At 41.8% G+C, this 21,126-nt stretch carries 19 protein-coding genes and 1 tRNA gene; 16 read left to right on the top strand and 4 right to left on the bottom strand.

From position 1 onward, the window contains the following. Nucleotides 1-8: 8 nt before the first annotated feature. Genes PCRYO_RS03795 through PCRYO_RS03785 form a run of 3 tightly spaced genes read right to left on the bottom strand, consistent with a single transcriptional unit; the run spans nt 9 to nt 3,588 of the window. Nucleotides 9-1,049: a DUF1365 domain-containing protein gene (locus PCRYO_RS03795; protein ID WP_011513079.1), complete on the bottom strand. Its 1,041-nt coding sequence runs from the start codon at nt 1,047-1,049 to the stop codon at nt 9-11. A 37-nt stretch (nt 1,050-1,086) separates the two neighbouring features. Continuing rightward, nucleotides 1,087-2,799 carry an NAD(P)/FAD-dependent oxidoreductase gene (locus tag PCRYO_RS03790; RefSeq protein ID WP_011513078.1) on the bottom strand — a complete coding sequence of 571 codons (1,713 nt, stop codon included), beginning with the start codon at nt 2,797-2,799 and terminating at the stop codon, nt 1,087-1,089. 51 nt (nt 2,800-2,850) lie between these two features. Then, nucleotides 2,851-3,588, bottom strand: coding sequence for an SDR family NAD(P)-dependent oxidoreductase (locus PCRYO_RS03785; RefSeq protein ID WP_011513077.1), 738 nt, complete (start codon nt 3,586-3,588; stop codon nt 2,851-2,853). Between the two features lie 396 nt (nt 3,589-3,984). Between PCRYO_RS03785 and PCRYO_RS03780 the strand changes: the two genes are divergently transcribed. The 7 genes from PCRYO_RS03780 to PCRYO_RS03750 all read left to right on the top strand — a co-directional run bounded on the left by PCRYO_RS03780 (nt 3,985) and on the right by PCRYO_RS03750 (nt 9,721). Beyond that, nucleotides 3,985-4,060 (top strand) — tRNA-Asn (locus PCRYO_RS03780). Between the two features lie 275 nt (nt 4,061-4,335). Further along, nucleotides 4,336-5,268, top strand: a complete 933-nt coding sequence (locus PCRYO_RS03775; RefSeq protein WP_011513076.1) for an alpha/beta hydrolase — start codon at nt 4,336-4,338, stop codon at nt 5,266-5,268. 110 nt (nt 5,269-5,378) lie between these two features. Further along, nucleotides 5,379-6,200 carry a 2,3,4,5-tetrahydropyridine-2,6-dicarboxylate N-succinyltransferase gene (dapD, locus tag PCRYO_RS03770; protein WP_011513075.1) on the top strand — a complete coding sequence of 274 codons (822 nt, stop codon included), beginning with the start codon at nt 5,379-5,381 and terminating at the stop codon, nt 6,198-6,200. 235 nt (nt 6,201-6,435) lie between these two features. Continuing rightward, a complete protein-coding gene (gene queE / locus PCRYO_RS03765) occupies nt 6,436-7,170 on the top strand; it encodes a 7-carboxy-7-deazaguanine synthase QueE (protein WP_011513074.1) in 735 nt (244 codons plus the stop codon). A gap of 59 nt (nt 7,171-7,229) precedes the next feature. After that, nucleotides 7,230-8,333, top strand: a complete 1,104-nt coding sequence (locus PCRYO_RS03760) for a multidrug resistance efflux transporter family protein (protein ID WP_011513073.1) — start codon at nt 7,230-7,232, stop codon at nt 8,331-8,333. A gap of 15 nt (nt 8,334-8,348) precedes the next feature. After that, nucleotides 8,349-8,984 carry a trimeric intracellular cation channel family protein gene (locus tag PCRYO_RS03755; protein WP_011513072.1) on the top strand — a complete coding sequence of 212 codons (636 nt, stop codon included), beginning with the start codon at nt 8,349-8,351 and terminating at the stop codon, nt 8,982-8,984. Nucleotides 8,985-9,058: 74 nt separating this feature from the next. Continuing rightward, a complete protein-coding gene (locus PCRYO_RS03750) occupies nt 9,059-9,721 on the top strand; it encodes a trimeric intracellular cation channel family protein (protein ID WP_011513071.1) in 663 nt (220 codons plus the stop codon). 62 nt (nt 9,722-9,783) lie between these two features. Here PCRYO_RS03750 and recJ read toward each other — a convergent pair whose 3' ends face one another. Then, nucleotides 9,784-11,610 carry a single-stranded-DNA-specific exonuclease RecJ gene (gene recJ / locus PCRYO_RS03745; RefSeq protein ID WP_011513070.1) on the bottom strand — a complete coding sequence of 609 codons (1,827 nt, stop codon included), beginning with the start codon at nt 11,608-11,610 and terminating at the stop codon, nt 9,784-9,786. Nucleotides 11,611-11,976: 366 nt separating this feature from the next. Here recJ and PCRYO_RS03740 point away from each other — a divergent pair, with 366 nt between their 5' ends. The 9 genes from PCRYO_RS03740 to PCRYO_RS03695 all read left to right on the top strand — a co-directional run bounded on the left by PCRYO_RS03740 (nt 11,977) and on the right by PCRYO_RS03695 (nt 21,114). Then, nucleotides 11,977-12,492, top strand: a complete 516-nt coding sequence (locus tag PCRYO_RS03740) for a hypothetical protein (protein WP_011513069.1) — start codon at nt 11,977-11,979, stop codon at nt 12,490-12,492. 100 nt (nt 12,493-12,592) lie between these two features. Then, complete coding sequence (locus PCRYO_RS03735; protein ID WP_011513068.1) at nt 12,593-13,111, top strand: helix-turn-helix domain-containing protein; 519 nt, start codon at nt 12,593-12,595, stop codon at nt 13,109-13,111. Next, nucleotides 13,015-13,938, top strand: coding sequence for an IS3 family transposase (locus PCRYO_RS03730; RefSeq protein ID WP_105575668.1), 924 nt, complete (start codon nt 13,015-13,017; stop codon nt 13,936-13,938). Before PCRYO_RS03735 ends, PCRYO_RS03730 begins: the two co-directional genes overlap by 97 nt. A 100-nt stretch (nt 13,939-14,038) precedes the next feature. After that, nucleotides 14,039-15,258 (top strand): IS3 family transposase gene (locus PCRYO_RS03720; RefSeq protein WP_088591978.1). Its coding sequence is split into 2 segments (ribosomal slippage): nt 14,039-14,378 and nt 14,378-15,258, totalling 1,221 coding nucleotides; the frame shifts between segments, so codons are not numbered across the junction. Nucleotides 15,259-15,676: 418 nt separating this feature from the next. Beyond that, nucleotides 15,677-16,876 carry a globin domain-containing protein gene (locus PCRYO_RS03715; protein WP_011513064.1) on the top strand — a complete coding sequence of 400 codons (1,200 nt, stop codon included), beginning with the start codon at nt 15,677-15,679 and terminating at the stop codon, nt 16,874-16,876. A 266-nt stretch (nt 16,877-17,142) separates the two neighbouring features. Further along, nucleotides 17,143-18,432 (top strand): molybdopterin molybdotransferase MoeA, encoded by a 1,290-nt coding sequence (glp, locus tag PCRYO_RS03710; protein WP_011513063.1) that lies wholly within the window; start codon nt 17,143-17,145, stop codon nt 18,430-18,432. Between the two features lie 228 nt (nt 18,433-18,660). Beyond that, nucleotides 18,661-19,764: a GTP 3',8-cyclase MoaA gene (gene moaA, locus PCRYO_RS03705; protein ID WP_011513062.1), complete on the top strand. Its 1,104-nt coding sequence runs from the start codon at nt 18,661-18,663 to the stop codon at nt 19,762-19,764. A 52-nt stretch (nt 19,765-19,816) separates the two neighbouring features. Then, on the top strand, nt 19,817-20,347 hold the full coding sequence (moaB, locus tag PCRYO_RS03700; RefSeq protein WP_011513061.1) for a molybdenum cofactor biosynthesis protein B: 531 nt from the start codon (nt 19,817-19,819) through the stop codon (nt 20,345-20,347). A 2-nt stretch (nt 20,348-20,349) separates the two neighbouring features. Beyond that, nucleotides 20,350-21,114 carry a molybdenum cofactor guanylyltransferase gene (locus PCRYO_RS03695; protein ID WP_011513060.1) on the top strand — a complete coding sequence of 255 codons (765 nt, stop codon included), beginning with the start codon at nt 20,350-20,352 and terminating at the stop codon, nt 21,112-21,114. Nucleotides 21,115-21,126: the final 12 nt, after the last annotated feature.

Here is a 21,126-nt window from a genome sequence, read left to right as displayed (position 1 = left end):
AGTTACTGTCATTGCTCATGCTTATTATTGCCATTCTGCTGCTTGCTATCGTCTAATGTTTCATCGTAATTAATATAGGGTACTTTTTTGATAGCATAGAGTTTAAAAGCCTGCCCATAAATACGCATTAAAGACGTTATATTCATCAGTAGATTTTTGCGCAAGCTCTCATAAATCGTCGATGCCGTCATTGGTACGCCAGACATTTTAATACCTGTTTTTAGTACTTCACCGCGCTTATCGCTGATATTGATAGCGATACGAACGTCTAAGCATTGATTAGACAGCTTTTCTTTCTTACTTTTTACTTTACTGGTGACAGTATTTTTTATTGCCCTTTTAATCGTTACTTGCCACTGATACTGCTGGTCAATAGGATTAAAAGGTGAGACATGGAAATCTTTATCGTGACAAAACTCAGTGTTTGCGCCATCTAATAAAAACCCATAGTAATGGTGTTTATCCCATGGCGTATTGGATACTTCTGCCAATAGATGGCTGGGTTCTTGCTCTTTATCAAAACCCAAATAAAAATTTACTGGGCTAAAATATATCCCTGCATTACGGCAAATGACCATCCCAATCATATCACCTGTTGGTGCGCTACCCGTCCGTTCTGTAAATACCTGAATTAACCGTTGTTCTAGTGATTGAACATCTGATAAATACCTTCCTTTATCGTCAGCATCTTTGCTTTTACCTAGGCTATTTTTATCTTGTGTGCTCAATCCTTGTAAGTAATCCTCAGGATTAAACTGTTGTAAGGCTTTTTTTGTTCCAGAGAATAGTAATTGTTTATTAAATGGCCATTTTTTTAGGATTTTATTGTCGCTAAATGAACTGATATCCACTTCTGGCAATGTTTTCCCTGCTGCTAATGCAGTAATGTTGACGCCCCAATAACGATAACGATAGGCAAATTTATGCACACTCGGTAGCAACCGGCTGTGCCAAGTTATTCCGTGAAATATTTGGTGCGGCAAGCGCTTAGTATCATTTGCCAAGGTAGGCTCTACACTTATACTGTTAGGCTGTTCTGCTTCTACCATACTTAATAACCTTAATTGGTCATGCTGTATTTAACTGCTACGAGTGCTTATCTTTACGAGCAGCAAAAAATCCCAGTTTTTTCTTTTTAAACGCTTTAGCCGTGGGCGCCAACATTGCAATGTATTGAACCAACTCTTGATTGGTCGTGGCAGAGACTAGCTGACGTTTCTTAAGTTTGCGTAATTGTTTGTCTGCTTTTACTGGTAAATCTTTATAGCGGAACGGCGTATGTGCGCTTTCAGTATCAGGTAAATGGCTTGGGTCAACGCTATCCTTAATATCGATGTTGCATCCCAATGCCTGACAGACACGTAGCGCGCTTCTTACGCCATCCTCATGGAAGCCGTTGAACCAATAAGCACCGCAAAAATGGGTGTGTGAATCGCTACTACCAGAGATATTTGACCACTGTGCTTGCGCGGCAATCATTTCATTATTAAATACTGGATGGCTATAGTCGATACGCTTGATGACTTGGCTCTCATCCACCTCATGATTGAGAGTTACTAAGTAATTATGCTGTTTGGTCAAGCGCTGCAAAATATTCATATGATAGGTCAATACGGGCTTTGTGGCAGTTTGCAGCGATTCTTTATCTTTTTTAATAGCATTTTTATCATCGATTAAATAATTCCAGCTTGCCCACGCCAGCGGTTTTTTGGGTAAGACTGAGGTATCGGTATGTAGAATGGCTGTGTTATCGGTAAAGGCAAAATGATTCAGTACTTCTTGCTCGGTAGGATTGGCATCTTGTAATATTTTGAGCGCTGTATCTGCATGACAGGCAAAGATGACTTCATCAAACAAAAGTCCTTGCGTCTTATTATCTGTTGTATCTGTAACGTTCAATATCACCTTATTATCTTTGCGAGTAACTGATTGCACCGGACTGTTCACGCGAACGCTGCCACCTGCCTTCACAAAACGTTTGATCAGCTTATTTACATAATGCTTAGAACCGCCTTTTATCGTAAACCACTGCGGACGATTGACCACATCAAGCAAACCATGATTATCGAAGAATTGAGCGAAAAATACCAAGGGGAAATCTTGTACGTCGCGCAGACTGGTCGACCAAATCGCAGATACCATGGGCAATAGATAATTATCGGTGAATAAATCACCATACTTTTTAGTATCTAGATATTCGCCTAGCGTTTGCTTGGTAAAAACAGCAATATCCTGCCCCTGCTCACGCGCCTTATCATAATCTTGACGTAGCTGACGCACCCGTTTATTAAACTGCAAAATATCATTAATAAATCCCCAAAACTTCGGATTCAGAAGATTCTTGCGCTGTGATAACAAGGTATTGAGCGTATGACCGTTATATTCGAAGTTGCGTGCAGTATTTTTGACTGAGAAACTCATATCTGTTGCTTGAAATGGTACTTGCAGCTCATGAAGTAAGCGAAAGAAGTTAGGATAAGTACGCTCATTAAAGACAATAAAGCCGGTATCTATGGCACTTTTTTCAACTTTATTAGACTTGGACTTTTTACCATCTTGTAACGTCACATCAATGGTATTTACGTGTCCACCGATATAATCACTGGCTTCAAATACGGTGACGTCAAATTGCGTTGCCAAGTAATGAGCACAAGTTAAACCTGATACCCCTGAGCCAATAATAGCGACATTTTTTCTGACTTGTGCATCCTTCTTATCCTCTGAATGACAGCTTGTAGCCTTAACAACGGCTTCTACTTGATTAGATAGCTGCTTAGATTTACGGCGTAAAAACGGCATAAAATATTCCTAGTTATTTTCTTTATAGGTGTTCAAAAATACTAAAACTGGCTATTTTTTATTGATTTTTGTACTGACCTGTTGCCAAACTATATCAGGTAATGTCCCTAATACTTTTAATGGTAACGTCAGTTTTTTGGGAAATTCAATAACGTCATTGCCACTTTTTATACCGTCACGAATCGCTTGACTTGCCTGCTGTGTAGTCTGTAAAAACGGCATCGGAAAATCGTTTTGTTTGGTCATTGGCGTCTCTACAAAGCCGGGAACTACTAAGCTGACTGCTACACCTTGCGGTGCAAGGCTAATCTGTAAAGTTTTCATTAAATAGTGAATAGCTGCTTTTGAGCTACCATAAGCCTCTGCACGAGCAAAAGGCACGTAAGCCGACGCCGAGCCAATACCAACTAAGCGTCCTTTTGAAGCAATCAGCTTTGGCAGTACTGCTTCAATGGCATGCGATAACGTACCCATATTCACCGACAGCACTTTCATAAATGCCGTGCTATCAAAGTTTGGCATATCTAGATACTCACACATGCCAGCGCCGCAAATCGCCAAATCAATCTCATTAATTTTATCAAAAGCAGCAATCACCTTATCTCGATCCATTAGATCTAAATCGACAGTTTCTGCTCCTAATGATTTTAGCTCAGACAAGGCTTCCTCATCGCGACCGACGGCATAGACATGCTGTCCCTCTCGCAGATAGTCTTTTGCCAGCTGATAACCAATCCCAGAGGTCGCACCCGTGATCACAATATGTTGTTTCTTAGCAGTGTCTGTCATCGCAAATGTCCTTTTCGTCGTTTGCTATCTTATTCTTGGTTTGGCTTTGATAAATCTTTATCTGATAAGCCTTTAGCAGCTTTATAGCTATTAACAATGTAATTTCATTAGCATCATTTTATTAACCAATACAGTCTTTTATTTATCAAATCTAAATAATTATAGTATAAGCAAGTTGCTTTATTTGTTGTTACTTCGCAAACAGAGTGATATCGAAGATATGACGCAAATTGGCTCGACAACACCCTTTGCGCTACCGTTAATATCTTTAATGTATAAAAACATGCAAAAAAAGCTTGACGTATTTTTTATCTTTGCTAGAATACGCCCCACTTAGTAAGAACTCGTTAGAGACTTTCTAAGCTCGCAGTAAGTCATTAAACACTTACCGCTTATTCTCCAATAGCTCAGTTGGTAGAGCAACGGACTGTTAATCCGTGTGTCCCTGGTTCGAGCCCAGGTTGGAGAGCCATATTTTAGTAGTAAATTTTTTGAATCATATTTGATTCGATTATGGCATTTGCCAAGACCCTCATCACTTTGATGGGGGTTTTTTTATGGTCGATATTTTTGTAGCTGTCGTTTAAATGAATAGACCATAACGCTGACTAAAAACCAAATAACATACTAATGTTGCCAAATTTCGCAATTAGATTGGTTGTAGCAATAACTTATCCCTATAATAAAGCCCTAAAAAATATATAATCTATCTCATCATACCCTTAACCATTCAAGGACTGGATTTTTATGAGTAATAATGAACAAATAACTTCCTCTGACAATACCCATTATCTGCATCATACTTTTTTTGAGCCGAGCCATAGTGATACTGTCATTAGTGCAACCTTGCTGATTGTACACGGCATGGCAGAGCACAGCGGGCGTTATGCAGACGTGGCGCAATTTTTAGCCGATCACGGTATTGCGGTCGCCACTTATGACCAGCTTGGTCATGGAAAAACTGTTAAATCAGCCAAAGACTTGGGGTTTTTTGGTGAAGAGCATCCTGTGCAGTCATTATTAAAAGATGTCATCGTCATGGCGGACAGCTTAAAAGCGCGTCATCCGAATGTACCACATTTCGTCATGGGTCACTCTATGGGCTCGTTTATCGTCCGTAACGTCCTTAAACACCATGCGCGTAATTTTACCGGTGCTATTTTAATGGGTACAGCAGATGCCAATCCATTGATCAAAGTATTATTGCCTATCAATAAGTTATTGACAAAAGCGGCGCCTAAAAAGCCAAATACCTTATTTGCTAACGTGATGAACAAAGTACTCAATAGCAAGCTTAATAATCGTATTTCTTCATCAAAGTTTGCTTGGTTAAGCGAAAATCCTGCCGCTGTTGAAGCTTATGAAGCCGATCCATTGACGGGTTTTGATTTTACCAATAACGGCTTTATGACCCTCTTTACACTGATGAATGCAGGCTTGCATAAAAACTGGGCAATGACGATTGCCAAAGATTTTCCAATGTTATTAATCAGCGGAGAAAATGACCCAATCGGTGATATGGGTCGCGGTATTCGTAATATTGCCAATCGCCTAGACAGACAACATTTTGATCATGTCTCTGTGCAGCTCTACCCTCACATGCGCCATGAGCCGCTCCATGAACAGAATAAAGAGCAGGTTTACCAAGACATCTTAGGCTGGATAAATAGCAATACTTAAGCCCATAAAATCCCGAAATTATAGTATCGTCTATCACGTTTGCTAAAAGTCGCCAAATTAGCGACAATACGGCAAGTTTTTATTTACCTTCATCAATTCTAGGAATGTTTATGTCATTACAACAAACCATCGAACAAGCTTTTGAGAACCGCAACGAGTATAGCCCAGCAACCATGCCACAAGATGTCCGTGATGCCATCAATCAAGTACTTGAGCAGCTAGATAACGGCACTTTGCGCGTTGCAGAAAAAAAGGATGGCGAATGGGTCGTCAATCAGTGGGCAAAAAAAGCTGTCTTGCTATCGTTCCGCTTAAATGACAACTACGTTCAAGCAGCGGGCGAGCATGTCCAGTTTTATGACAAGGTACCAACCAAATTTGCAAATTGGACAGAAGCGCAGTTTAAAGAAGCTGGCGTGCGTGTTGTACCGCCAGCCGTTGCGCGTAAAGGCTCTTATATCGCGCCAGGCGCCGTATTGATGCCATCGTATGTTAATATCGGTGCTTATGTCGATCAAGGCGCTATGGTAGATACCTGGGCGACCGTTGGTTCATGTGCTCAAATCGGTAAAAATGTCCATCTATCAGGCGGTGTCGGTATCGGTGGTGTTCTAGAGCCATTACAAGCCAATCCGACTATCATTGAAGACAACTGCTTTATCGGTGCGCGCTCTGAAATCGTTGAAGGCGTTATCGTAGAAGAAGGCGCAGTGATCTCTATGGGCGTCTATATCGGTCAATCTACTCGTATTTATGATCGCGAAACTGGCGAGATTCATCGTGGTCGCGTACCAGCAGGCTCAGTTGTTGTGCCAGGTAGCTTGCCTTCTGAAGATGGTACGCATAGTTTGTATGCAGCTATCATCGTGAAAAAAGTCGATGCGCAAACCCGTGCTAAAACATCCGTAAATGAGTTATTACGTTTAGCTTAAATTTGTATTACTACTCATATAATTATTGATTAAAAAGTCTGAATAAAAAAAGATGCTGAAGCTTTGTGCTCCAGCATCTTTTTTATTGTTAGGTAGCAGCTTAATAGAGGACTTTACGTTATAATCTTTGTCTTGTCTGGGCGCTGAACTTCCGAGCATTAAACAGATTCTTAAACCTTTTTTATTTGATATGTGCTCGATGGCACAATCAATCCTTAACTGTATTTGAAATATTATGAGTGAGTTATCTTTACGCACCGCTGCTATCCCTGTCACTGACCCTGAAGCAGGGTTACGTTTAACGGAGATTTTTTATTCTTTGCAAGGTGAGGCACTGAATTCAGGTTTACCAACGATATTTGTACGCTTGACCGGCTGCCCGCTACGTTGCGTTTACTGCGATACCGAATATGCCTTTAGTGGCGGCGAACGTCAGTCGCTTGAGACTATTATGGCGACTATTGCCAGCTTCCCTTGTAAGCGTATTTGCTTAACCGGTGGTGAGCCTTTAGCCCAGCCTAACGCTATTGAATTGATGAAGCGTCTGCTCAATGAGGGTTATGAGATTTCTCTTGAAACGGCAGGGGCACTGACGGTCGAAAATGTCCCGCCAGCGGTCAGCAAAGTGATGGATTTAAAAACCCCAAGCTCAGGTGAAGTTGATAAGAATCTTTGGTCAAACCTCGATTACCTCACTCAACATGACCAAATAAAATTTGTCATCATGAATCGCACCGATTATGACTGGGCAAAAGCAAAGCTTATCGACTATAAGCTAAATGACTTGGTCGGTACGGTATGGTTTTCACCGATGTTTAATGTGGCACATGAAGATACGGCAAACGATAATAGCCCAGAAGTGCCAGTACTCGCACGTGAGCTTGCCGAATGGATGTTAACCGACGCCCTACCCGTACGTTTTCAATTGCAACTACATAAGATTATTTGGGCGGATGCCAAGGGCAAATAGTCTCTAAAATCTGAATGGATTCTCAAATAAATAGCAAGCCAAGGAAGAAAGGGACAGCTATGGTCAAACTCATTTTATTGGGCTTATTAGCGGGCGCGTTTTTTAGCTCCACTTTTATATTAAATGAGATGATGAGCAGTGCTGGTGGGCACTGGTTTTGGTCAGCAAGCCTACGCTATTTATTTATGTGGCTCATCATTACTGTCCTGATTGCGATGCAGCATGGTTTTGGACGTATTAGAGAATTAAGTGCTATCTTCTTTCAGCATTGGCGATTTTGGTGTATTACCGGCAGTATCGGCTTTGGTGTGTTCTATACTGGCATTTGTTATGCTGGCGACCACGTTGCAGGCTGGGTGGTTGCAGCAACCTTTATGTTTACGGTGGTGACAAGTTTATTGGTATTGGTGGCATTTGGGCAAAGATTTGATAAGAAATTTATCATTTATGCTTTATTGGTCTTTATCGGCGTAGTGATGGTCAATATCAGTGAAGGCTTACATGCATCCACTCTCGCTGATACCGTACCTATGGCTGATATGCTGCTATATGGCGCGCTGCCTGCACTGATTGCAGCATTCAGTTATCCGATTGGCAATCAGCTGGTGTGGCAAGTGTCTCATAATTCGCGCAAACACAGTGCTGAGCAGCAACAGGCTCGTGATAATCTTCAGCCAAATGACACTGATGATAACATTGACACTCATACCCAACGCATCATTACCGAAGCCCCTATCCTACCTATCGATAGACAAGCTGCATCACGCTTGCAAAATCTCATTGCGCGCATTCCTGCGATTGAAACAACCTTATTACAAAATGCCTTTAATAAAGTCTGGTTAATGACCCTCGGTAGTTTGCCGTTTTGGTTACTATTAGGCTTAATAATACGTCCTGAGCAACCGGCGTTCACACAGGTTTTTAATACGTTACTGGTAGCAGTACTCGCAGGTGTGGCGGCGACGAGTATATTTTTATATGCCCGTGAGCAAGCGGTGACATCGAGTGAGGTGGCAGGCGTAGATTCTACCCAAGCTAGTGAAGTGATATTTGCTTTAATTGGTGGCATGTTATTACTGAATAATGCCCTTCCTTCTACACTGGGCTTGGTGGGTATTGCGCTCATCATTCTGGGACTGATATTATTTGCCAAAGATGGTTAAGGCTCAAATATAGCGATGATAAATAACTTTATTTTCCCCGATATCCTGCTGTATATGTTGGATATGGTTGGGATCATCGCCTGTGCTATCGCTGGCACATTGCTCGCGCAGCACAAAGGTTTTGATATTGCAGGCTGCATATTAGTTGCACTGGTCAATGCTATCGGCGGTGGTACACTACGGGATATGGCACTTGATCGCCACCCCTTATTTTGGATGACAGATCTCAATTACGTCATTGTGATTACTGCCACCTCTCTTATCTTGCAAATGTTTTTTCATCTGTATCATAAAATTGATAACGCGCTTAAGTTCTTTGATGCTATTGGTCTAGCAGCCTTCAGTGTGATTGGCTTTAAAGTGGGATTGACGCAAGACATAGCGCCAATGATTGCTATTATGATGGGGGTTTGGACAGCCATTATTGGTGGTTTATTGCGTGATATCATTTGTAATGAGATTCCGCTCGTACTACAGCGTGAGATTTATATCACTGCCAGTATTGCAGGCTCATTGACGTATTTGGTGCTCGACTACTGGGGGCTAGACGCGACAATAAACGAATTTATAATGCTATTTATCATCTTTGCCATACGTATGCTGGCATTGAAATTCGATTGGCACTTGCCTTCCATTCGTTTGATCGATTAACGGATTAGCCAGTTTTTACGATGAGCGAAGAAACTAGCAGCACTGTAATCTCAGTGCCTTAATGAGAATAACTCATGCCCATTATTGCCTTAGATTCGGATTTGATTACTACTTTTAACCCGCGCTCACTGATTTATTTGTTCGATATGATTGGTATTGTCGCTTGTAGTATTTCAGGGACGATATTAGCTAAGCATAAAAATTTCGACGTGTTCGGCTGCTTGCTGGTATCGATTGTGACGGCTATCGGAGGGGGTACGGTGCGTGATGTGATTTTAGATCGTCACCCACTGTTTTGGATGGTAGATATGAGCTATTTGACAGTTATTACCATCTCTTCACTGGTGATGCAGATATTCTTTCACCCCAATTCTAGACGTGTTGACACATTTCTTAAACTCTCTGACACTATTGGTCTGTCAGCCTTCACCTTAATCGGTATCAAGGTGGCTGATAGTATGGGCGCAAATATGCCGGTGGCACTATTACTCGGGGTTATTACGATTATTGTCGGCGGTATCATCCGCGATATGATCTGCAATGAAATTCCGCTGGTGCTACAGCAAGAGATTTATATTACCGCCGCTTTAACAGGTGGTATCCTTTACTTTGCGCTACACCATATTGGCGTGACTGCTTGGATTGCTGATATCTCAGCAATGGCAACGATTTTTACCTTACGCATGCTTGCTATTCGCTATGATTGGCAGTTTCCGACCATTGAATGGAAATATTAAAGCATTGGAAATATGGACGCTTAGCAACTATTAGCGCAGTTAATATCTGTACCGTTAAGCCTCTAGTTCGCTTCGACCGTCTCTTTTACCAGCGCCAAATCTTTTATCATTAACTGCAAGCTTTGTTTACCATTCCATTCATTGATGTCCAGCTCAAACAATATATGTACTTTTTCAGCACGGTAATCCCAAGCACTGCTATCAAAATTAAATTGAATCGCCTCAATCGGATACTTTACATCAGGATAACGTAGCGACAGTTTAAGGTGTTGATCCTTTAACACTTTAAAGTTCAACACTTCAAACACCCCATCAAATATCGGTGGCGCAAACCCATGTCCCCAAATACTAGACTCTGCAAGATGCTCAGCAAACCATAAGCTAAAATCATTTGCTTGCAAAGCACCATCGGTGAATTTTTGCTCAGCGAATACCTCATCCTCCATCTGTGCCAGTACCGTGTTAAATGCTGTCACAAAGGCATCAAAGTTACCTCTTTTCAACGTCAGTCCTGCTGCCATGGCATGACCGCCAAAATGACTGATTAAATCAGGATGGCTCTCGGCAACTTGTTCAATGGCATCACGAATATGCACGCCAGCAATAGAACGTGCTGAGCCTTTGATGGCATCTTCAGCACCTGTACGTTCAGTATTCGCTGGCGCAAAGACAATGCTCGGCAGATAATGGCTTTCTTTCAAACGTCCTGCGACGATACCGATAACACCTTGATGCCAGTCATCTTGATATAACACAATACTGCGGGTATTAGTGCTCTTCTTCTCAAGCCTATTCTGAACGATAATATCATCGCTTTCTTCAACATCCGCTTCAATACTTATATTAGTAGCAGCTAATGCTTGGACAATATTATCCGCTTGCGTACGCATCTCACCTTCTACTTGGCGACGCGTACGATTCAGCTGCTCAAGCTCTTGTGCCAATCGCTGCGCCGTTCCCCAATCATCTGCTAGCAAGCACTCAATACCGATGCGCATATTATCCATACGCCCAGCCGCATTAATACGTGGACCCAAGACAAAACCAAAATCTTGCGCCTGTAGTTTTTTGGGATCTCGACCCGCTTGCTCGAGTAACGCTAGTATGCCAAGAGAACCACGTCCTTGACGAATAGCCGCTAAGCCATGATGGACCAAGATCCGATTGTTTTTATCAAGTACGCCCACATCAGCAATCGTACCAAGCGCCACTAAATCCAAATATTGACTGACTTGTACGGTAGATTTGCCAGCATCGCGGCGCAGCTTTGCCAGTCGTCCGAGCACGTAAAACGCTACCCCAACACCTACCAAAGCTTTACTAGCAAAAGTGCAATCAAGCTGATTGGGATTGACTACCGCTTCAGCAGGCGGTGTCTCTTTGGTGGTCAGATGATGGTCAGTGATAATGACAGTAATGCCATCAGCCTGCGCGCGCGCCACTCCTTCATGGCTTGAGATACCATTATCTACCGTGACAATCATTTGCGGTTGATAAGTTTTAATACCCAATTCGACAATCTCTGGCGTCAACCCATAACCGTATTTAAAACGGTCAGGGACTAGAAAATCAACCTTGGCACCCATGGCAGTCAGGGCGCGCATCATTAACGCCGTACTGGTTGCTCCATCACAGTCAAAGTCACCAACGATCAGAATACGCTGACCGTCATCAATAGCGATATCTAATAGATCTACCGCTTCAATGATACCTTTTAGCTTCTCAGCAGGCAGCAACCCAGCCAGCTGAATCTCAAGCTCATCTGGCTGCATAATACCGCGAGCGGCATATAGGCGAGCAAGCGTCAGTGATTGGGCGGCAAGTGGTTGCAACGCGGCGGGCAACTCGTCAATGCGAGTGCTGGTATAACGGGGAGTTAAATTTAGCATGAAGCTATTCTACTGGCTTTAGTAAGTGCTCACAATATTAATTTAGAGGTAATTTTTGGCATGTCGGTGCAAGGTTAGAGATTGCTTATACATCCATCATCACGTAACTTATAGAATAATTTTAGCGCACCTAGACAATGTATTTATTTCTAAACTTATATTTTTAGCGTATGGCTTCATTTACAAAAACGGTGCAGATTACCCCTATTTTTCAGCATTTTGCTACAAAGCAGCGATTGTATGGCGTTTATAAATACATAAAATGGTAGGCATCTTATAAACACTGCAGTTGCTTTTTATTTATTCTATGTTTGATGTTTTATTTTTTCTTTTAATTGCTATTTTTACCTATTTTAAGGATATTTCATGAAAACGACCCCTTTAGCTGAAAAACTACCGAATACGATTGATCCAAACTTAAATCTTGAACGAGTCAAAAAAGAATGTATCGCCATGGTCAAAAAGCGCGCCAGAATCTCTGCTGGTGTTGCTATCGTTCCGGTACCATTTTTTGATGTGGCAATTGACGCTAGCATGCTCACGATGCTTTTACCTGAAATCAGTGAGCGCTTTGGTTTACTCGAAGATCGCCAAGCAGCGGTAGACTTAGAGTCACGCGCTATTCACTGGAGCGCGCTAAAAGATCGTACTGTTGACTTTGCAGGCTTAATGGCAACCCGTGGTATCGTTAAGAAGACCGTTCAAGGCTTTGGTGGTCGTATCGCTGCTAAGCAAGTGACCAAATTTATCCCACTTGGTGGTCAACTGGTCGCAGGTACTATGGGCTATATGATCTTTAAGAAGATTGCTACTGACCATATCAATGAATGCTATAACTTAGCCAAAGACATTCAGCAAAAGCAACACGGCAAAAATGTCTAAAGTGCTATTTTAAATAAAGAAGTTACCTATCGCTTAATAAAAAAAGCCCTGTACCTGAACCGACCCCCATAAGTTGGACACAACTTATGGGGGTATTTTTATGCGTTACGATCTAGACTTTAAGATGCAAGTCATCGCATACTATCTGCAAGGACATACCGGACTTGCCACAAGTGAGAAGTTTAAAGTAGATTCGAAACTTGTACAAAAATGGGTTAAGCAATATCAAAGCGGTGGTATAGACGCGATCAAGCCAAAGACAAGTAAGGCTAAATACAGCAGTGGGTTTAAATACAAAGTGATTACGACCATGCTGACGCAAGGATTAAGTCAATCCGAGGTCGCTTTAACATTTAATATCAGCTCACCTGCTTTAATTAGCCACTGGCACAAAGCATATCGACAACAAGGCATGTCTGGACTAATAACCAAGCCTAAAGGTAGAGCCGCCATGACCAAGCCATTTATCACAAGCAAACCAGATGATGAGAAAACCTTAGCAGAGCTTAAGCGTGAGAATGAATACCTACGTGCAGAGGTTGCGTACCTAAAAAAGCTCGATGCCTTGCTCAAAGCGGAGGAACAAGCAGGCAAAAAGCAAGGCTCATCGAAGCACTAAGACAAGAGCACCCTTTATCTGCTTTGCTAAACATCGCTAAGATGGCTAAAAGTGTCTTTTACTACCATAGGTGTCAGTTTGACGTTAAAGACAAATATGGAGACTTAAAACAGCGTATTACTGAGCTTTACCATCAGCATAAAGGCAGGTATGGTTATCGTAGAGTCACGGCTGCATTAAAGCAGCTAGATTGTCATCATAACCATAAGCTCATCGCTAAGCTTATGCATGACATGAAGCTTAGCGCAAAGATAAGACGTCAGAAGTATCGCTCCTATAAAGGACAACAAGGTAAGATTGCGAAGAACTATTTAAAACGCCAGTTTCATGCAGATAAACCAAATAAGCGCTGGCTGACCGATATTACTGAGTTTAAGGTGGGTGATGATAAGCTGTATTTGTCACCCATACTTGATTGTTATAACAATGAGATTGTCAGTTATACACTCTCAAAGAGACCCACTTATGACTTAGTTGGCAAGATGCTAGAGGATGCTTTGGCAAAGACGAAAGCGTGCCGTGATAACAAGTTAATGCTGCACTCTGATCAAGGATGGCATTATCAAATGAGACTGTTTGGACAGGTGCTGAAACAGCATGGTATTAAGCAAAGTATGAGCAGAAAAGGCAACTGTTTGGATAATGCGCTCATGGAGGGGTTCTTTGGTACCCTAAAGTGTGAGACGATTTATATTGAAAAGCCTAATTCGATTGAAGGTTTAGAGAAACAGATTCATGAGTATATTCACTACTATAATCATGAAAGAATTCAACTCAAACTAAAAGGACTGAGTCCTGTTAAGTACAGAACTCAGTCCTTGATATAAACTAAACCGTCCAACATTTGGGGGTCAGTTCAACCTAACAGGGCTTTTTTGTGCCATCTTGTCCCGTCCTGAAATAAGTTTACGAAAAAGGAGCTTATTCATGGACAAGTTAGACACTGTAAAGGTTAAACGCACTCAAAAAGATTATACTTTAGGCTTTAAATTAGCCGTCGTTGACAGTGTAGAAAAAGGCGACATGACCTATAAACAAGCGCAAGCAATTTATGGCATACAAGGACGCAGTACCGTTTTGGTGTGGCTGCGAAAGCATGGTAAATTAGACTGGATCCATCCCCTTAAGAGCCAGACTATGCCGCATAAAGAAACCCCTGCCCAAACCATCAAACGCCTAGAACGTGAACTGGCTGATGCCAAAGCACATAACCTTATTTTAAGTAAAGTAGTCGAAGTATTTGAAAATGACTATGGAGAAAATGCTAGAAAAAAGTCTTCTACGGCATCCTTTGGAAACTCAAAACAGACAAACAAATAAGTTTAGCTCAAGGATGCCGGTTGCTTAGTGTTAGTCCGCAAGCGGTTTATCAACACCGTATTCGGCAGCATGACAAAGCAAGCAGGTTTGCTGTCATCAAAGACTGGGTGCAAGCGTATCGAATACTCATGCCTCGTATAGGGGGTCGGAAGTTATATTGGCTCATTAAGCCTAAGCTGATGGCTCATGGCATAAAGATTGGCCGTGATGGCTTCTTTGATTATCTAAGAGCACACCGCTTGTTAGTGATGCCTAAACGTAGCTATACAAAGACAACCTTTAGTAAGCACTGGATGAAAAAACATCCCAATCTAACGAAAGATGCCCCTGCGCCTATCAAGCCTGAACAAACCTTGGTGGCTGATATTACTTATGTCACATCCAAACAAGGGACGCACTACCTATCGTTAGTAACGGATGGGTATTCAAGACAGATCATGGGGTATCATTTAAGTGAGAGTATGCCAGCGACTGAGGTTGTAAAAGCGCTTAAGATGGCAGCTCAAAGGCGGCGTTATACTCATAAAGCGATTCATCACTCTGATAGAGGCCTTCAGTACTGTGCATCAGAGTATCAAGAGGTGCTTAGAGCAAATAACATCTCACCGTCTATGACCGATGGCTATGATTGTTATCAAAATGCATTGGCTGAGCGCGTTAATGGGATTTTAAAGAATGAGTTCTTGTTGTATGAGTGCAATACGATGAGTGAGCTTAAACAGCTGATCGATGAGTCTATTTATGTCTATAACCATATCAGACCGCATTTAAGTTTGAATATGAGAACACCTGCTGAGGTACATGACGGTTATTTATGTCCTGCTTAATACAAAAAAGCCAGATACTCAGGGTATCTGGCTTAGCAAAAACTATCAATCTATTTTAGGACGGGACATCTATTTAATGAATCGTAGCGTTTTAAAGCTAATGATTTATGTATGTGGACTTTGCATAAGTGAACCTCTTTGCCTGCAAAGTAAAATTAGATTGTGATACAGAAATGTTGCCAAAAGGAATCAGTACAATAGTATTGCATCATTGATATTAGAACAGAGATAATATACTATAAGATTCATTTAAAATGAATCTTATAATTTCGGTTAACGATTTGATTTTTAAATGTTGAGTCACTGCGTTTTATTGGCTCATTCGGCGGTTCAGAATTTTGATTATCGTTATTAATTTCGTTCATTAATCTTAAATCACTAAATACTATCAATGTGAATATTCACTAAAGGATCCACAATGGCGTCACTACAAACATTAGCAATCGTCAAAGCAACGGTACCGGTACTCGAAGAGCATGGAACCGCGATTACTACTGTATTTTATAAGAATATGTTTCATGAGCATCCTGAACTACTTGATATTTTTAATGAAACCAATCAAAAGCTTGGTCGTCAACAGACTGCACTGGCAATGACGGTTTTGGCAGCGGCTAAACATCTAGAAAACTTAGCGACATTATTGCCGCAAGTGACGCAAATCAGCCATAAGCATCGCGCCTTACAAATCCTACCAGAGCACTACCCTATCGTTGGCAAGCATCTGCTTGCTGCCATCAAGGAAGTATTGGGTGATGCAGCAACTGACGATATCCTTACGGCTTGGGCAGAAGCTTATGATGAGATTGCCTCGATATTTATCCAAATCGAGCATGGTATGTATGAGCAAGCAATGTGGCAAGGCTTTGCACCGTTTATAGTAACGGCAAAAGCAGAAGCAGCGACTGATATCGCCGCCTTTACCGTCGTCCCGGTAAATGACCATTCAGTAAACAATCAGACTATCGATTTAAGCAAGATTAAACTGTCTGCCGGTCAATACATTACCGTAAAAACAGACCCAGCAGAAAGCGAACATATTGCTCTGCGTCACTACTCTTTGTACTCAGCCAATAGCGATCAAGGTATCCAGTTTGCAGTTAGACGTGACAATCGCAATGAGCATCATGGTCTAGTGTCTAATTATTTACATGATCATCTAGCCATCGGTGACACCGTTTTATTGTCGGCACCGGCTGGTGATTTTGAGCTAGACCAAGATTTGGTACAGCAAAACGATATTCCCTTGGTACTGATCAGTGCTGGCGTTGGCGTGACACCTATTTTATCCATGTTAGAAGCTCAAGTTACCGCCAATCCAAAACGTCCTATCGTTTGGGTTTATGCTTGCCAAAACCGAGAGCATCATGCTTTTGATAGTGAAGTTAATAAACTATTGGCTACTGCGACAAACGTAGAAAAGCACATTTTTTACTTTGAGTCTGGGCAGATTCTGAATGAAGCTTGGCTTAGCAATTTGCCTAAACTTGCTGATATTTATGTTTGTGGTTCCATGCCTTTTATGGAAAGCATTATTGATAGCCTGATCATCCTTGACCATGTCCTTAATAACATTCATTACGAACCCTTTGGTCCCAAAATGAGTATAGAGCTGGCTTAAGGTTATAAGCAATTGTTAATGACAAAATAGTATTACTGGGATGGTTTTTTGAAGCTTCTGCATCGTTTTCTTCGAGCAAGCGATAAAAAACCATCTCGGTAAAGTGATATGAAAATCTGCTCTATTTTTATTTATTTTCTAACGTACAACCTCAATCATATCTTACGACTCCGCTTATAAAATCCCTGTCAGCCATGTCATTCTTATGGTATAAAGTATGTCTGATGCTATATATAGCTCAACATTAATAAGATGAGTACAAGGTTATGATTACGGTTGAAGGGCTTGTAGCTGAGATACAGCAGCGCGTAGAGAATTATAATAATAACGACTATCCGCTTGATAAAAGAGCCGTCAGTAACTACGATTTATTAGACAGCTGTCATCACATACTGGCTGAAGATATCGTCTCGCCTTTTTCGGTACCAAGACAGAACCTATCTGCGATGGATGGTTATGCGATTGCTAAAAGGACTAAGCTTGCAACAAATACTACCATCACCATCATCGGAGAATCGCAAGCTGGTAGCCCTTATAATGGTGATATCCAGTCAAGTCAAGGAGTACGCATCTTTACTGGTGCAGTCGTACCTGATGAATGTGATACCGTTATCATGCAAGAAAACACCAATTTTGCCGCGATAAAAGGCAGCATTGATAAATCAAAGCCATACTCAATCATCCTTAGCCAAACGGCTCAGTCTGATGACCATATTCGCAAACAAGGCGAAGAAATTGCAGCGGGAGAAGCCGTTTTACTCAAAGGTAAGCGCCTAAATCCTGCTGATATCAGTTTATTGGCGAATTTGGGTTTTGATAAAGTCAACGTTTATCAACCCTTGACGGTTGGTGTGCTCGCGACAGGCGACGAGCTGGTTGCGATTGGTAATGCGCTTAAAAGCTTGGCGCAGATTTATAACTCTAATACCCCCACTCTTAAAAGTCTGCTCTCTGATTTACCTATAAATATTCGTGATTATGGGATTATCCCTGATGATTTAGACAAAACGACGGCTGCTGTCACTCAAGCCATGCAAGAGTGTGACGTACTGATCTCTACCGCTGGTGTATCCGTTGGTGATTATGATTTTTTGACCACCGTCATTGAGCAATTGGGCAAGATTAACCACTACAAAGTCGCAATGAAACCTGGTAAGCCGTTTGTCTTTGGTGAGCTGACGCAAAACCTTGCCAAGCCTGTCTTATATTTTGGTTTGCCTGGTAATCCACTATCGACGGTCGTTGGTACGCTACAGTTTGTAATTCCTGCTTTGTGGCAAATGGCAGGCGCGTCTCATTCAGAGCGACCCATGCAATTAACAGTCATGGCAACACTTAAAAACGATGTTAAAAAATCAGCGGGTCGTAAGGACTTCCAAAGAGGCGTTTTAACCCAAGATGAAGCAGGCATTTTTTACGTTGAAAGCTTTACCAAACAACAATCACACCGTATCAAACAGCTGAGCCATGCCAACTGCTTTATTGTAATGGCACAAGATTCTGGCAATGTAGCCGCTGGCGAAAGCGTACAAGTGCAACCTTTCCCTTGGATATAGTGAATGTCGCTTAAAAATGATACAGTGAATAAACCTCTATGCTATAGACCGTGTGAAACTTAACATTTATTATCTAACTGCTACTCTGGTGTTAGTCACTAATTGAATGACGGTTGATCGTTATTTGTAGTTACTCGGTCATATTTATACCTGAATAGCCTATTTCACTCACAACCTGAGGCAACGCTTAAAAGTACACACTATATTTTATATTAATGGTAATCATCTATGAACCATCTTGCCCCCACCGTAGGAAATGCTCAACTGTATTCGCCTACTGCTGCATCTAGTTTTTTTGATGATCATTTACCATCGAAATTGGCAGTTTTGTCTACTGATTCTGCAGTTAACTTAGCTCAACCATTAACAGATGGCTTTGCACGACGTCTGACCTATTTGCGTTTATCGATTACTGATTTCTGTAATTTTCGCTGTGAGTATTGCTTGCCCAATGGCTATCAAGGCAAACCTCCCCAAGATGAGCTTAGTGTCGCTGAAATTGCTACGTTAATCCGCGGATTTGCCCAAGTTGGCACCAAAAAAGTCAGGATTACGGGCGGTGAGCCTTCTATACGCCGTGATGTGGTAGACATTATTAAAACAATCAAAAACACTGAAGGCATTGAAACCGTTGCCATGACCAGTAATGGTTATAAGCTTGGTAAGCACCTGGCTAGTTGGCAGGCAGCTGGACTAAATCAGCTTAATATCAGTATGGACAGCTTTGATGCCGCTACTTTCCATAAGATGACTGGCTTTGATATGTTGCCGCAACTCTTGGCTGATATGGATACCTTGCTGGCAACCACCGATATTAAGCTTAAAATAAACAGCATTCTGATGGCAGAAACTGCCTTTGAAAACTTAATGAATGCCATTGATTATGTCAAAGATAGAGCAGTCACTTATCGCTTTATTGAATTTATGCAGACCAGTGACAACAGCGATTTGTTTTTTGCTCAGCATGCGCAAACCGACATCATTACCAATTATCTGATAGAAGACGGCTGGCAAACTCATGAACGCGGCAGTAACGACGGTCCAGCAATTGAGTACAGTCATCCTGATTATAAAGGGCGTATCGGACTGATTGCCCCATATGCAGCCCATTTTTGTGACAGCTGTAATCGCCTGCGGGTTAGCAGTCAAGGCAAAGTGCATCTGTGCTTATTTGATCAAGGCAATTACGACATTCGTGAGCATTTGCAGCAAGATGATGTTGCAGGACTGGTCAGTACTTTACATAGTTTTATGCCCATTAAACCTGAGCACCATCATCTTCATGACTCGAACAGTGGCATTATGAATAACTTGTCGATGATTGGTGGTTAATTTATTTATCAGCAATATTTTTCATAATAAGCATATTTATCAAGGAACATTCATGAGCAAGCTGCAAGCACCTTTTACCCCACTTAATATCGCCATCTTAACGGTTTCTGACAGTCGTACGATGGCAGAAGATAGCTCAGGGCAGTATCTGGTCGATCAGTTAACCGCAGCAGGGCATCAGCTTGCTGATCGTCAACTGATTACCGACGATATCTATAAGATTAGAGCCGTTGTCAGCGGCTGGATTGCGGACCCAAATGTTCATGCAGTGATTACCACTGGCGGTACGGGGTTTTATATTAGAGACAGCATTCCAGAGGCAGTCAGCGTCTTGTTTGACAAGTCAGTAGATGGTTTTGGCGAGATGTTCCGCTTAATCTCAAAAGATGATATCGGCATGTCTACCATCCAATCTCGCGCTGTAGCTGGTATGGCAAATGGTACAGGCATTTTTTGCCTACCCGGCTCATCAGGCGCTTGCCGTACTGCTTGGGAAGGCATCTTACAAGAGCAGCTGGATAGCCGTACGCGCCCATGCAATTTTGTTCCGCACTTTATGCGTACCAACCCCGGTCACGATTAATCATGACAGATGCTGTAAATACCTTAAAAAGTGTAAATAGCTCAAGCGATATAGATCACTTGAATCGCTTAGCAGGTATCGTCATCTTAGCAGGCGGTGCATCCAAACGTATGGGTTCGCCTAAAGCTGAGTTGATGCTACCAATCAATGAGCGATTGCTTGATTATCATGTCAGGCAAGCGCTTAAACTAAGCGCAGCCACTGCTTATAATGTGCCTATTATGATTGCAGATAACGGTCGTGGTTTTGGTATCAATCCAGATTTGATTTTGAATAACCCGCAAGTGCCCATCATTCATATCACTGATTACCTTTCGGTTGACGATTTTGCTAGTAATGACAATGAACAGATCGAAACTGGCGGCGCATTGGTCGCCATAGAGGCGGCATTACAATATTTGACCAGCTCAATGACATTAGTCAATGCGGCAAATTCGTACGCATCTTGGCTAATGGTTATTAGCTGTGATAGCTTGATTGCTGCAACCGATTTATGGAAAAAACTACAACCTTATATAACGCAAGCTGTAGATAAGTCGGTCATTTGTCTCACCGATGAGCATCATTTATCTCCATTGTTAGGTATTTATCGTTTAAGTATTGAACCTAATTTGAAGGATTATATTGACGATGGACAGCGGCAAGTGATGAAGTTTATTAAGCCGCTTGTGCAGCCTGTAACGTTTTCAGAGGATTGGCAATCTCTTACCAATTTTAATACGCCTAAAGATTTTGAGCGTGCCTGTATTGCCTTACGTAATATATAATAAGATTTACTG

The sequence above is a fragment of the Psychrobacter cryohalolentis K5 genome, assembly GCF_000013905.1.
GTDB classification, from domain to species: Bacteria; Pseudomonadota; Gammaproteobacteria; order Pseudomonadales; family Moraxellaceae; genus Psychrobacter; species Psychrobacter cryohalolentis.
This window is presented reverse-complemented; position numbering and strand designations above follow the sequence as displayed.

Coding starts and splice junctions, on each gene's coding strand:
- PCRYO_RS03795 (WP_011513079.1), bottom strand. CDS start 1,049: ATGGTAGAAGCAGAACAGCCTAACAGTATAAGTGTAGAGCCTACCTTG.
- PCRYO_RS03790 (WP_011513078.1), bottom strand. CDS start 2,799: ATGCCGTTTTTACGCCGTAAATCTAAGCAGCTATCTAATCAAGTAGAA.
- PCRYO_RS03785 (WP_011513077.1), bottom strand. CDS start 3,588: ATGACAGACACTGCTAAGAAACAACATATTGTGATCACGGGTGCGACC.
- PCRYO_RS03775 (WP_011513076.1), top strand. CDS start 4,336: ATGAGTAATAATGAACAAATAACTTCCTCTGACAATACCCATTATCTG.
- dapD (WP_011513075.1), top strand. CDS start 5,379: ATGTCATTACAACAAACCATCGAACAAGCTTTTGAGAACCGCAACGAG.
- queE (WP_011513074.1), top strand. CDS start 6,436: ATGAGTGAGTTATCTTTACGCACCGCTGCTATCCCTGTCACTGACCCT.
- PCRYO_RS03760 (WP_011513073.1), top strand. CDS start 7,230: ATGGTCAAACTCATTTTATTGGGCTTATTAGCGGGCGCGTTTTTTAGC.
- PCRYO_RS03755 (WP_011513072.1), top strand. CDS start 8,349: ATGATAAATAACTTTATTTTCCCCGATATCCTGCTGTATATGTTGGAT.
- PCRYO_RS03750 (WP_011513071.1), top strand. CDS start 9,059: ATGCCCATTATTGCCTTAGATTCGGATTTGATTACTACTTTTAACCCG.
- recJ (WP_011513070.1), bottom strand. CDS start 11,610: ATGCTAAATTTAACTCCCCGTTATACCAGCACTCGCATTGACGAGTTG.
- PCRYO_RS03740 (WP_011513069.1), top strand. CDS start 11,977: ATGAAAACGACCCCTTTAGCTGAAAAACTACCGAATACGATTGATCCA.
- PCRYO_RS03735 (WP_011513068.1), top strand. CDS start 12,593: ATGCGTTACGATCTAGACTTTAAGATGCAAGTCATCGCATACTATCTG.
- PCRYO_RS03715 (WP_011513064.1), top strand. CDS start 15,677: ATGGCGTCACTACAAACATTAGCAATCGTCAAAGCAACGGTACCGGTA.
- glp (WP_011513063.1), top strand. CDS start 17,143: ATGATTACGGTTGAAGGGCTTGTAGCTGAGATACAGCAGCGCGTAGAG.
- moaA (WP_011513062.1), top strand. CDS start 18,661: ATGAACCATCTTGCCCCCACCGTAGGAAATGCTCAACTGTATTCGCCT.
- moaB (WP_011513061.1), top strand. CDS start 19,817: ATGAGCAAGCTGCAAGCACCTTTTACCCCACTTAATATCGCCATCTTA.
- PCRYO_RS03695 (WP_011513060.1), top strand. CDS start 20,350: ATGACAGATGCTGTAAATACCTTAAAAAGTGTAAATAGCTCAAGCGAT.